Raw genomic sequence first — 12,377 nt, 5'->3', positions numbered from 1 at the left:
TCAATGTAAACCGTATAAAACAACAGATCACCACAAGATATGCTTGCCGCTCAGTGATTTATCAGCAAAACCCCAAAATAGTTGTTTGATTTTCAAACTACTGCTGTCTACATTTTCCAGACACTTAAGAAGGACTTTAATGTGCAGCAGTCTGACGTATTAACCCATCTTGGGCTGACCGCCCTGGCTAACCATCTTCCGTCCGGATTAGCTATTCTGGATACCGAATTCAAGTATCTGTTTATCAACCCAACCCTGGCCGACTTTAACGGTTGTCCGGTGAGCGACCACCTGCATCAGCATGTCGCTGACGTGTTGCCTCAGATGGCGGGCACTATCTTGCCGATGCTTCGTAAAGTCAGAGACAGTGGTATCGCGCTGGTGAATTTCGAACTGACACCAGGCGCCAGCACCTCCGCCAATCATTGGTTCGGGTCCTACCTGCCGGTTAAAGATGAGCAGCAACAGGTGGTGGCTATAGCCGTTATTGCCAGCAACCAGACCCGCGAGATGGAAATTCAGCAACATCGCCAGCAAGACCTGAAGCGGCTAAAACAGGTGCTGGACAATATGTTTGCCTTTGTTGGCATACTACAGCCGGACGGTACCCTGCTGGACGCTAATGCCCCCCCGTTGGTTCAGGCAGGGCTCTCACTTGAGGATGTGCAAGGAAAAAAGTTTTGGGACTGTTTTTGGTGGTCCCACAGCAATGCTGATACAGAATTGATAGAAGCAGCCTGTCGCCGCGCAGCTCAAGGCCATACCAGCAGGTTTGACGTTCAGGTTCAAATGAAGGATGGCGTTATTATTATCGACTTTATGATGGCGCCTGTTTTTGACGAGTTTGGGGTTGTGCAGTTTTTAGTGCCTTCTGGCATCGATATTACCCGCCGAAAACGCAGTGAACAGGCACTGCAAGAAAGCGAAAGCCGCTTTCGCAAAGTGTTTGACAGTGCGGCCGACGCCCTGATTGCGGTGAATGCTGAAGGGGAAATCACCCTGGCCAATAAGCGTGCCGTGCAAATGTTTGGCTACGCACCGGAAGAGTTGCTCGGTAAACCGGTGGATTTATTAGTGCCCTCCCAAGCCAGCCCCAATCATCATAAGCACCGTTCTGGTTTTATGCAGCACCCGACCAGTCGACCTATGGCCCAGCGGCAGGAACTGTTTGCCCAGCGCAAAGATGGTTCGCTGGTTCCTGTCGAAATTGGTCTGACTTACCTTGAACAGGACCCGAAAGCAGCCGTACTGGCCACAGTGACCGACGTGACTCTTGCCGTGCAATCGAAACAGCATCTGCAAAATATCATCGATGAAAAGACGTCCTTGCTGCATGAGCGGGAATTGCTGCTAAAAGAAATTCACCACAGGGTGAAAAACAACCTGCAAATCGTCTCCAGCTTGCTGAATCTGCGCTCGAACAACGCGAGCCCGGAGCTGAAGGATTTATTGCTCGACAGTCAACTGCGGATCCGTACTATGGCCCTCACTCACCAGCTGTTGTACGAGCAAAAAAACTTCAGCCTGATCCCGTTGGGCGCTTACCTTTGCCAGCTTTGTCAACTGATCCGTCAAAGCATTGCGGGAATGGATTCTGTCAGCTTTGATACCGGCGCTATAGACAATTCATTGCAACTGCCACTAAGTCAGGCCATTCCCTGCGGCTTGCTGGCGACCGAAATCCTAACCAACAGCATTAAACACGCCTTCACTGTGGACCAACCCGGTCAAATTTACATCCGACTACAGCAAGAGCAGGAACACTATCTGCTGGAGATTGGTGACAATGGCCGTATCAAACAAGATTTTGAGCCCGGCAAAGGGCGTTCTTTGGGTATGCAGCTAATCCCAGCCTTTTTGGCACAGCTCGGTGCCCGGTTTGAGCTCGTCAAGTCAGAAGGCACCCATTACCGCATTCAGTTTGTTCCAGATCCTGGGAGTAACTCAGAATGAATAACAACATTCTTGTGGTGGAAGATGAATACGTCGTGTCACTGGACATCAAGCACACCTTGGAACAGCTTGGTCATACCGTAGTTGGTACGCTGGCGCGCGGCGAAGATGTGCTGGCAACAGCGCTGAACACAAAGCCGGATTTAGTGCTGATGGACATTAAACTGGCCGACAAGATGCGCGGCACCGAAGCCGCGGTGAACTTGAAACAGGTGCTGGATATTCCGGTTATTTTTTTAACCGCATTTTGTGATGAACAAGTACTGAAACAAGCTTCAGAAGCTTATCCACACGGCTATCTGATAAAACCATTCGATCGTAAAGAGCTGGATGCCACCATTCGGATGGCCATGCTGCGCCATCAGGCTGAGATGAATGTTAAGCGCTCTGAACAACGGCTGACACTGGCTCTGGCCGCTGCCAGGATGATGCCCTGGGAACTGAATATCAGTAAAGACAGCCTGGAACTTCACGCCGACACTGGATTAAGGACAGAGTACAGAGTCAGTCAACGCGGAGGCAAAGAAGACTTTCTCCAACTGGTGGCCCCCTTTGAACGCAGCAGACTCGCCCGCCTGATCAATCGAAACTCAGCGTTTAATGCGGTGTTTCAGACGCAGGATGCTGACGCAGCATCCTTTGTAGAGATATTCGCCCAACCCATGATGCACGCGGATGAGCAGATCATGTTAGGCGTGCTCAGAGATGTCAGCCGTAAACAAAAAGAAGAATTGCAGCTGCGCCAGGCCAGCACCTATTTCCGTACCACCTCCGAAGCCATTCTGATCCTGGATGACAAATGCAATATTGTGCTCTGTAACCCGGCATTTAGCCTGGTCACTGGCTATCAGCTGCATGAAGTCGCCGGTAAACAACCCGATCAATTTCTCTACTCGGATGCAGACCAGGAACTCTGGACCCATCTGGATGAAATCAGTGCCAACCACTGGAGCGGTGAAATTCAGTGCCGGCGTAAAGACGGAAAACTGTTCCCGGCCTGGCAGCATTTCTGTAAAGTGCGGGCGCCAATGCACAGAGGCAAAGTAAACCACTATGTGCTGATGTTTTCCGACATTTCAGCCTTGCGCCGGGCCGAAGAACATCTGCATACCCTCGCCTTTCACGATCATCTGACCAATTTGGGCAACAGAGCCAAACTGGAGAAAGTGTTGCGGGCAGAACTTGAGCGGGCGCAGCGGAATCACTCGATGCTGGGTTTACTGTACCTGGATTTGGATGGCTTTAAGCTGGTCAATGACACCTTGGGCCACCATATGGGTGACTTACTGCTGCAGCAAGTGGCGGCACGGCTAAATACCCTGATCCGGGGAGGCGACATGGCTACCCGGGTAGGTGGCGATGAATTTGTGCTGGTGTTTCCGGATATCAAAGGGCCGGAAACCTGCATCAATATTGCCGAAAAGCTGTTGCAGACCATCACCCAGGACATTGAACTGCAAGACAATATCGTCAATGTGTCCGCCAGTATCGGCATCGCCTGCTACCCAGAAGATGCGGACTGTTATGAAGATTTGCTGAAATGCGCAGACCTCGCGATGTTTGATGCCAAAGACAAAGGCCGCAGCCGCTTCTGCTTTTTTAACCCGGTGCTGGCGCAGCGTACGTCGATGCGTATGCAAATAGAACAAGACCTGAAACAGGCGCTGTCGCAGCAAGGCCAGCTCTTTATGGTCTATCAGCCGGTGATCCAACTGGAAAGCCGCCAGGTGCTTGGCTTTGAAGCCTTAGTGCGCTGGCAGCATCCTGAGTTAGGCACCATTGCCCCGGATCAGTTTATACGGGTGGCAGAGCAAAGCTCATTGATGGGAGAACTTGGCCAATGGATCCTGCAGCAAGTGCTGTCGGATCAAGCCTCGCTAATGGCTCAACACCCGGGCTGTCGCTGGTTGTCGATTAATTTATCGGTGCGTCAGCTGGAAGACCCGCAGCTGTGTGAATCCATTTACCAGCTTTGTCAGCTCTACCAGGTATCCTTTGACTCCTTGCTGTTTGAAATCACCGAAACGGCACTCAGTCAGTCGGCAGATATTTTAAACAGCTTGCAGAAACTTCGCACCTTTGGCGCTTATGTTGCGGTGGATGATTTTGGTACCGGGTATTCATCGTTAAGCCGACTGAAAGATTTGCCAATTGACTGCCTGAAAATCGACCGATCTTTTGTCACCGCCTTGCTCAGTGACAGCACCAGCAATGAAATTGTGCGAGCAGTGATCCGCCTGGCCAACGCGCTGGGCCTGACTACTGTAGCCGAAGGAATCGAACTGCCCGAACAAGCCGAGTTACTGAGGGAATTGGGCTGCCATAAAGGCCAGGGCTATTTCTTTGGTCGACCGCAGCCCTGCAAAAGCCGGCTGAATTAAACCAATAAAAAAGGCGGCCAGAGCCGCCTTTTTTTACACTGAGGGTAAAAGTCGCGCCTTATTTGTCGCTGTGACGCATATGCGGGAACAGGATCACGTCACGGATACTTGGCGCGTCGGCCAGTAACATCACCAGACGGTCGATACCAATACCCTGACCTGCCGTTGGCGGTAAACCGTGTTCCAGCGCCGTTACAAAGTCGTCATCGTAGAACATGGCTTCATCATCACCCGCTTCTTTCTGTGCCACCTGCTCACGGAAACGCTCGGCCTGATCTTCAGCATCGTTCAACTCACTGAAACCGTTGCCCAGCTCACGGCCACCGATAAAGAACTCAAAGCGGTCAGTAATTTCCGGGTTGTCGTCATTCCGACGCGCCAAAGGCGAAATTTCTGCCGGGTATTCAGTGATAAAAGTCGGTTGCTGCAGCTTGGTTTCCACCAACTCATCAAAGACTTCCATCAGAATACGGCCATGACCATAGTTGTCTTTCACCTGAATACCGAGCGATTTCGCCAGTTCCGCCACCGCTTCACGCGTGGTGAGCTGCTCCAGTTTAACGTCCGGGTTGTAGTGCAGAATGGATTCTGTCACCGACATCCGGGCAAATGGCTTACCGAAATCAAAGGTTTTGCCCTGATAAGGCACTTCGGTACTGCCAAGCACCGACTGCGCCAGACCACGGAATAACTCTTCAGTTAAGTCCATCAGGTCACGGTAATCGGCATAAGCCCAGTAGAATTCCAGCATGGTGAATTCAGGGTTGTGGCGGGTCGACACGCCTTCGTTTCGGAAGTTACGGTTCAACTCGAACACTTTTTCAAAGCCACCAACCACCAGACGTTTTAGATACAGCTCTGGCGCGATACGCAAGTACATCGCCATATCCAGCGCATTGTGGTGCGTGACGAAAGGACGAGCCGAAGCACCGCCTGGGATCACCTGCAGCATTGGGGTTTCCACTTCCAGAAAGCCTTTGCTGTTAAAAAACTGGCGGATATAGGCCACAGTTTTTGAACGAATAAGGAAGGTACGACGAGACTGCTCGTTCACAATCAGGTCCAGGTAACGCTGACGGTAACGGGCTTCATGGTCGGTCAGGCCGTGGAATTTATCCGGCAACGGGCGCAGTGCTTTGGTCAGCAGACGGATGTCATCCACCCACACAGTCAGCTCGCCAGTCTGAGTTTTAAACAGGGTGCCGCTGGCGCCAACGATGTCACCTAAGTCCCACTTTTTAAAGCCTTCGTTGTACACATCACCCTGCAGGCTATCGCGCGCCACATACAACTGGATTTTGCCGCCCACATCCTGAATCGTCGTGAAGCTGGCTTTACCCATAATGCGGCGCAGCATCATACGGCCAGCCACCACCACGCGGATTTTTTGTTCTTCCAGCTCTTCTTTGCTTAAGTGCTCGTACTTGGCGATCACTTCATCACTGACGTGTTCACGGCGAAAATCATTCGGAAACGGGTTGCCCTGCTCACGCAGGGCCGCCAGCTTGTGTTTTCGCTCAGCCATCAGTTTGTTAACGTCTTGATGTTCTTCAATTGGATTATTTTGTTCAGACATTTTCAGTTCCTGACTGTTAAGCTCAAATTACAAACCGGCCTTCAGGCTGGCTTCAATAAAACGGTCCAGATCGCCGTCCAATACCTGTTGGGTATTGCGGGTTTCCACACCAGTACGTAAATCTTTAATGCGCGAATCGTCCAGCACATAGGAGCGAATCTGGCTGCCCCAGCCGATATCCGATTTGGTATCTTCCAACGCCTGCTTCTCAGCATTCTGCTTTTGCAGCTCAAACTCGTACAACTTGGCGCGTAACTGCTTAAAAGCATTGTCGCGGTTTTTGTGCTGTGAACGGTCATTCTGGCACTGCACCACGATATTGGTTGGAATGTGAGTGATCCGCACCGCAGAATCAGTTCGGTTAACGTGCTGACCACCGGCACCAGACGCACGGTAGGTATCAATACGTAAATCAGCCGGGTTGATTTCGATTTCGATGTCATCGTCGATTTCCGGCGACACAAACACCGAGGCAAACGAGGTATGACGGCGGTTGCCTGAGTCAAACGGGCTTTTACGCACCAAGCGGTGCACACCAGTTTCGGTGCGCAGCCAACCGTAGGCATATTCACCGGTAAACTTGATGGTGCAGCCTTTAATACCTGCCACGTCACCGTCGGTCACTTCATACAGCTCCGGGTTAAAGCCCTTGGCTTCGCCCCAACGCAGATACATCCGCATCAGCATGCTGGCCCAGTCCTGCGCTTCGGTACCACCAGAACCGGCCTGAATATCCAGATAACAATCGCTTGGGTCGTGTTGGCCAGAGAACATCCGGCGGAATTCCAGCAGCTCCAGCTGGCTTTGTAAATCGGCCAGTTCCTGTTGTGCTTCAATGAAGGTGTCTTCATCTTCCGCTTCCACCGCCAGCTCAACCAGGCCGGCCACGTCTTCCAGACCCTGTTCCAGCTTTTCAATGGTGCCTACAATCTGCTCCAGCGCCGAGCGTTCTTTGCCCAGTGCCTGTGCTTTTTCAGGGTGGTTCCAAACGGCGGAGTCTTCTAATTCACGACTGACTTCTTCCAGCTTTTCCTTTTTGCTGTCGAAGTCAAAGATACCCCCTAAGCACAGCGGTGCGCTCAGTCAGGTCTTTGATTGCGTTGTTTACCGGATTGACTTCAAACATGGTTCTTCAGGCTTCAGAAAAAAATTGGGCGCGATTGTAGCAATTTTTCACTGGCCATGCAGCCATCTGTGTGAATTAAACACTGGGGTCAGGTCTTGTATTTTGCATTGCGATGCAAAATACAAGACCTGACCCCAATTTGCGGCTGAGTTTATGTTTTTTTAAATGTCTTTTGGGCTTTTTGATGGAGACTCTTTGTCGGGTTGTTTTGTATTACAATACGATGTATAAAAACCAAGCAGCAGAAGACTGTGACAACAAAGAAAACTCCAGCCAAATCAACAGGAGAAAACGATGCCACTACTCAAACCTCTGGCTGTGCTTCTAGGTTTAGGCCTCAGCACAACCACGTTCGCCGCCAGTCAAATTCAGCTCGACACCAGCACTCAGGGCGCTCTCATCAATAAAAATATCTACGGCCAGTTCGCGGAGCATCTGGGGCGCGGTATTTACGAAGGACTTTGGGTTGGAGCTGAATCCTCCATCGCCAATACCAAAGGCTGGCGCAATGACGTGCTGTCCGCGCTGAAAGCTTTGCATGTGCCGCTGGTCCGCTGGCCTGGCGGTTGTTTTGCTGACGAATACCATTGGCGTGATGGCATAGGGCCCCGGGCTAATCGGCCAGTGAAGGTCAATACCAACTGGGGCGGTGTGGAAGAAGACAACGCCGTCGGCACCCATGAGTTTTTCGAGCTGGTTGAGCTGCTGGGCGCAGAAGCTTATGTCAATGGCAACCTCGGCACCGGCTCGCCACAGGAAATGGCGGAATGGCTGGAGTACATGACCGCCGAAGGCAAGTCGACCTTAGCGGAACTGCGGCGTAAAAATGGCCGTGAGCAGCCGTTTAAAGTGGATTATTTTGCTGTAGGCAATGAATCCTGGGGCTGCGGTGGCAACATGACGCCGGATTTCTATACCCACTTGTACAAGCAGTACACCACATTTTTAAAAACGCCGGCGCACAACACCCCCAAATGGATTGCCAGCGGCAGCCACAGTGAAGACACCTCCTGGGCCGCGTATTTGACCACTCATGTCAAACAGAAGATGGATGCGGTCAGTTTTCACTACTACACCCTGCCAACAGGGAAATGGGAGAAAAAAGGTGCGGCTTTGCAATTTCCTGAAGCCGAATGGGCCAGCACCATGCAACGCACTCTGGCAATGGATGGCTTTATCCGCAATAACAAAGCGGTGATGGACAAACAGGATCCGGAAAAGAAAGTCGGCTTTTACGTCGATGAATGGGGTACCTGGTATGACGTGGAAAAAGGTGAAAACCCGGGTTTTCTGTACCAGCAGAACTCCCTGCGTGATGCGGTGGTAGCCGCACTGAATTTCCATATCTTTCACCAGCATGCCGATCGGGTCCATATGACCAACATTGCCCAGATGGTCAATGTGTTGCAGGCAATGATCCTGACCGACAAAGAAAAGATGCTGCTGACGCCAACTTACCATGCCTACAAGATGTACGTACCCTTTCAGGATGCGACCTCAGTCCCATTGAAGTTAACCGGGGTACCTCAGTATCAAGTAGGAGATATTTCGGTACCGGCAGTCAGTGCAACGGCTGCCCGGACTAAAAACGGCGAGCTTTATCTGGGGTTGGTGAACCTGAACCCAAACCAAAGTGAAACCACGGAAATTAATCTGGCGGGCATTGTCATTGCAAGTGTTTCAGGCCAACTCCTGACCGCAGCTCAAATGGACGCGCACAATACCTTTGAGAAACCGCATGCCATTGAACCCAAACCATTCAGCGCCAAAGGTAACAATGGTCGGCTGACCCTGCAGCTGCCAGCCAAATCTGTGTTGGTGGTGAAAGTTCAGTAACGTCGGTTGCGTCAGCCGGGGGTCAGGTCTTGAATTTTGCATTTCAATGCAAAATTCAAGACCTGACCCCAAGACTGTGGTTTTAACCCAGCTTTTCGATATGCCGGATCAGCAGTTGCACTGATTGCTGATCGCGGTAGTCGTTGATATCCAGCTGATAGGCCAGCCGGATCATTTTCACATTGGCATCCGGCCAGGCTTTGTTATCAGCATTAAACCAAATGGCATCCACCAACTGCCCAGTTGCGGTTTCCAGCATCAGTTTTAAATGCTTGTCGGCGATCAGCCGCTGCTGGCGGATCAGAAAATCGCCCTCAAACACCGGCTCAGGAAAAGCCTGGCCCCACGGACCAGCCTGTTGCAATAACTGCGCAAAAGCAACCGACAAACAGTCGCCAGGCAAATCGCCGTCGGTATAAAGCACCGCCGTTAACAGCTCGGGCGTAATGTATTTTTTCGCGACAAAGCCTAATGCCAGTTTAAAGGTGTCGAAGCGGTCTTCCGCAATAGTCAGACCAGCAGCCATGGCATGACCGCCAAACTTTTTAATCAGTCCAGGGTATTGAGTGGAGACTTCGTCCAATAAATCGCGGATATGTAACCCCGGAATAGAACGTGCCGAGCCTTTCAGCTCGCCTTCATCCCCTTTGGCAAACACCAATACAGGGCGATGAAACTGCTCTTTAATCCGGCCAGCCAAAATGCCAATCACGCCCTGATGCCAGTCGCTCTGATACAAACAAAGTACATCGGGCAATTGTTCCTGCGCAAAACTTAAACGTTGCAGGGAGGCCAGAGCTTCTTGCTGCATACCGGCTTCAATTTCACGGCGCTCCTGGTTGAGACCATCCAACTCTGCGGCATACATGCGGGCTCTGGGTAAATCAGGCGCCAGCAGACAGCTGATGCCAAGACTCATATCATCCAACCGCCCTGCTGCATTTAAACGAGGCGCCAGCGCGAAACCAAAATCCTGTGCGGTGAGCTTTTCCGCTTTGCGGTTGGCCACATCAATCAGTGCCTGCACGCCTGGCCTGGCTTTCCCACTGCGAATACGTTGTAAGCCCTGATGCACCAGAATTCTGTTATTGGTATCCAGCGGCACCACATCGGCCACAGTTCCGAGTGCAACCAAATCCAGCAGCTCCGCCAGATTAGGTTCAGGTTGTTCGCTGTTGAAATGACCCAGCTCACGCAAATAAGCGCGAAAAGCCATCAGCAAGTAAAACGCCACCCCCACTCCCGCCAGTTGTTTACTCGGGAACGGGCAATCAGGTTGGTTTGGATTGACAATAGCGTCAGCGTCCGGCAACTCGGCGCCAGGTAAATGGTGGTCTGTCACCAGCACTTTCACGCCCATGCGTTTGGCCAAAGCCACACCTTCCAACGCGGAAATACCATTGTCCACGGTAATAATCAGTTCAGCGCCTTGCCCAACCGCCAGTTCAGCCATTTCCACCGACAAACCGTAGCCATATTCAAAGCGGTTTGGCACCAGGTATTCCACATGGCGAAAGCCAAATGCCTTTAAACCAGATAACAAAGTGGCAGTGCTGGTTGCGCCGTCGGCATCAAAATCGCCAACGATCACGATCCGCAGTTGGTTTTCCAGCGCTTGTTGCAACAAGCGGACCGCTGCATCAATGCCTTTGAGCTCGGAGAAAGGCACCAGCTGGGCGGCACTGCGGGCCAACTGGAGTTGCTGAGCAATACCCCGGCTGGCATAAATACGCTGCAGCACTGGATGAAACTGCTGCAACTCCGGACTAATCGAAGGAACGTCGCGGCGCTGAATGGTTTTACTGCTCAAACCGCCTCCGTTATGCGTCAGGTTGGCTCAGGGTGTTCAGCAACGCCTGTGCCGGTTGGTAACCAGGAATTAAACGACCGTCCGGCAGAATAATGGCTGGCGTGCCGTTAATACCAAAGCTTTGCCCCAGATTGTACTGCTGCGCTACAGAGTTACGGCAGCTGGCCTGCTGGATCGCTTTACCAGCTTTGGCATCGGTCAACGCCTGTTTTGGATCCTTAGCGCACCAAATCGATTGCAGTTCATCCGCAGTGGGCGATTGCAAGCCACCGCGCGGGAACGCCAGATAACGCACCGTAATGCCCGCTTTATTCAGCTCACCAATTTCACTGTGCAACTTACGGCAGTAGCCACAACTGGTATCGGTAAATACATGGATCACATATTTCTCGTCCGGCGCTTTAAATTCAATTGCCGCATTATCAAACTCTTTTACGCCTGCCTGACGAATGCTTTTCATCACGGTTTCATTCACCAGTTCTTTGTTTTTCAGGTCGTAAATATTGCCTTCCAGCAGGAACTGTTTGTTTTCCGACATAAAAAACAACCCTTTGTCCGTTTGAACCTGCAACAAACCAGGAACCGCCGAGTTGGCAACCGACTTGGGCGTCAGGCCCACCTCAGCAAAGGCGTCTGTGACATCTGGCGCCACCTGAGCCATTGCCTGAACGGACACCAATAAAGGCAAAACCAAGGCGGAAATTAACTTTTTCATATCTGTGATCCTTGTTACTACTAACCCCGGGGGTGATGCTGCTGATGCAGCGTTTTTAACCTGGCCTGAGCCACATGGGTGTAAATCTGTGTCGTTGATAAATCATTGTGCCCAAGCAACAGCTGCACCACACGCAAATCCGCCCCATGGTTCAGCAAATGGGTGGCGAAGGCATGGCGCAAGGTATGTGGCGACAAGTCAACCTGAATACCTGCTTGTTTTGCATAGAGTTTAATTCGATGCCAGAAGGTTTGCCGGGTCATTGGCTGCCCTCGTAAACTGGGGAATACTATGCTGCTTTGGCTGGTCAATAACAAGCCCCGGCCCTGATGCAGAAACTTATCCAGCCACTCCACCGCATTTTCTCCCAAGGGGACCAGACGCTCTTTCTGACCTTTACCGGTGATCCGGACCAGCCCTTGCCGCAAATTGATTTGCTGCAAAGTTAATCCAACCAACTCGGATACCCTTAGACCAGCTGCATACAGAATTTCTAACATCACTTTGTCGCGAAACTGAATTAAATCGTCGATTTGTGGTGCCTCCAGCAAGGCTTCGACATCCTGTTCAGACAAGGTTTTTGGTAAAGCCCGGCCAATTTTCGGGTTCAGTACCGACGCCAACGGGTTCTGTGCCAACTGGCCACTTTTATGCAAATGCCGGTAAAAGCGCCGCAAGCTGCTTAAGGCGCGGGACGTACTGCGAGGGCTGAAGCCTTGGTCAACACGCCAGGCCAGATAGTGGTTCAGCAACTGAGTGTCCAGCTGCTTGAAATCAGACGCCTGGCTCTGTAAGAATTCAGCCAGCTTGTGCAAGTCGGTACCGTAGGCACTCAAGGTGTTTGAACTGACGCCTTTATCCAGCCAAAACTGATCCAGAAACTGCTGGATCAGCAGCTGCTCTGCTGCCGGTAATTCAGTTTTAGTATGACGTTTATCCTTTTTCAGGCTTTGGTTGGTCCGGCTCATCGCTTCTGCTAC

Annotated in this window: 8 protein-coding genes; 3 read left to right on the top strand and 5 right to left on the bottom strand. The window is 51.5% G+C overall.

The window, feature by feature from the left end; translation table 11 throughout:
- Positions 1–141: 141 nt before the first annotated feature.
- On the top strand, positions 142–1,953 hold the full coding sequence (locus tag ACFO3I_RS12100) for a PAS domain-containing sensor histidine kinase (protein ID WP_377334239.1): 1,812 nt from the start codon (positions 142–144) through the stop codon (positions 1,951–1,953).
- Positions 1,950–4,334, top strand: coding sequence for a two-component system response regulator (locus ACFO3I_RS12095; RefSeq protein WP_377334238.1), 2,385 nt, complete (start codon positions 1,950–1,952; stop codon positions 4,332–4,334). The genes ACFO3I_RS12100 and ACFO3I_RS12095 overlap by 4 nt, the downstream gene beginning before the upstream one ends.
- 58 nt (positions 4,335–4,392) lie before the next feature.
- Here the strand turns inward: ACFO3I_RS12095 and lysS are convergent, their stop codons facing one another.
- Together lysS and prfB are read right to left on the bottom strand one after the other, a co-directional pair.
- Positions 4,393–5,910, bottom strand: a complete 1,518-nt coding sequence (lysS, locus tag ACFO3I_RS12090) for a lysine--tRNA ligase (protein WP_377334237.1) — start codon at positions 5,908–5,910, stop codon at positions 4,393–4,395.
- 27 nt (positions 5,911–5,937) lie between these two features.
- Positions 5,938–7,036 (bottom strand): peptide chain release factor 2 gene (gene prfB, locus ACFO3I_RS12085; protein ID WP_377334236.1). Its coding sequence is split into 2 segments (ribosomal slippage): positions 5,938–6,960 and positions 6,962–7,036, totalling 1,098 coding nucleotides; the frame shifts between segments, so codons are not numbered across the junction.
- 294 nt (positions 7,037–7,330) lie between these two features.
- Here prfB and ACFO3I_RS12080 point away from each other — a divergent pair.
- Complete coding sequence (locus ACFO3I_RS12080; RefSeq protein ID WP_377334235.1) at positions 7,331–8,872, top strand: alpha-N-arabinofuranosidase; 1,542 nt, start codon at positions 7,331–7,333, stop codon at positions 8,870–8,872.
- A gap of 82 nt (positions 8,873–8,954) precedes the next feature.
- Here ACFO3I_RS12080 and recJ read toward each other — a convergent pair whose 3' ends face one another.
- The 3 genes from recJ to xerD are packed head-to-tail and all read right to left on the bottom strand — an operon-like array spanning position 8,955 to position 12,365.
- A complete protein-coding gene (gene recJ, locus ACFO3I_RS12075) occupies positions 8,955–10,682 on the bottom strand; it encodes a single-stranded-DNA-specific exonuclease RecJ (RefSeq protein ID WP_377334234.1) in 1,728 nt (575 codons plus the stop codon).
- A 10-nt stretch (positions 10,683–10,692) separates the two neighbouring features.
- Positions 10,693–11,397 carry a bifunctional protein-disulfide isomerase/oxidoreductase DsbC gene (gene dsbC, locus ACFO3I_RS12070; protein ID WP_377334233.1) on the bottom strand — a complete coding sequence of 235 codons (705 nt, stop codon included), beginning with the start codon at positions 11,395–11,397 and terminating at the stop codon, positions 10,693–10,695.
- A 20-nt stretch (positions 11,398–11,417) separates the two neighbouring features.
- A complete protein-coding gene (xerD, locus tag ACFO3I_RS12065) occupies positions 11,418–12,365 on the bottom strand; it encodes a site-specific tyrosine recombinase XerD (RefSeq protein WP_377334232.1) in 948 nt (315 codons plus the stop codon).
- Between the last annotated feature and the right edge of the window lie 12 nt (positions 12,366–12,377).

This window comes from Rheinheimera marina, from assembly GCF_042654345.1.
Classification (GTDB): domain Bacteria; phylum Pseudomonadota; class Gammaproteobacteria; order Enterobacterales; family Alteromonadaceae; genus Pararheinheimera; species Pararheinheimera marina.
The sequence above is the reverse complement of the archived record's forward strand: the minus strand, read 5'-3'. Positions and strand labels throughout refer to the sequence as shown.

What these genes read in the sequence shown, in the direction of transcription:
- lysS (WP_377334237.1), bottom strand. Translation starts at nt 5,910, where the DNA reads ATGTCTGAACAAAATAATCCAATTGAAGAACATCAAGACGTTAACAAA.
- dsbC (WP_377334233.1), bottom strand. Translation starts at nt 11,397, where the DNA reads ATGAAAAAGTTAATTTCCGCCTTGGTTTTGCCTTTATTGGTGTCCGTT.
- ACFO3I_RS12095 (WP_377334238.1), top strand. Translation starts at nt 1,950, where the DNA reads ATGAATAACAACATTCTTGTGGTGGAAGATGAATACGTCGTGTCACTG.
- xerD (WP_377334232.1), bottom strand. Translation starts at nt 12,365, where the DNA reads ATGAGCCGGACCAACCAAAGCCTGAAAAAGGATAAACGTCATACTAAA.
- ACFO3I_RS12080 (WP_377334235.1), top strand. Translation starts at nt 7,331, where the DNA reads ATGCCACTACTCAAACCTCTGGCTGTGCTTCTAGGTTTAGGCCTCAGC.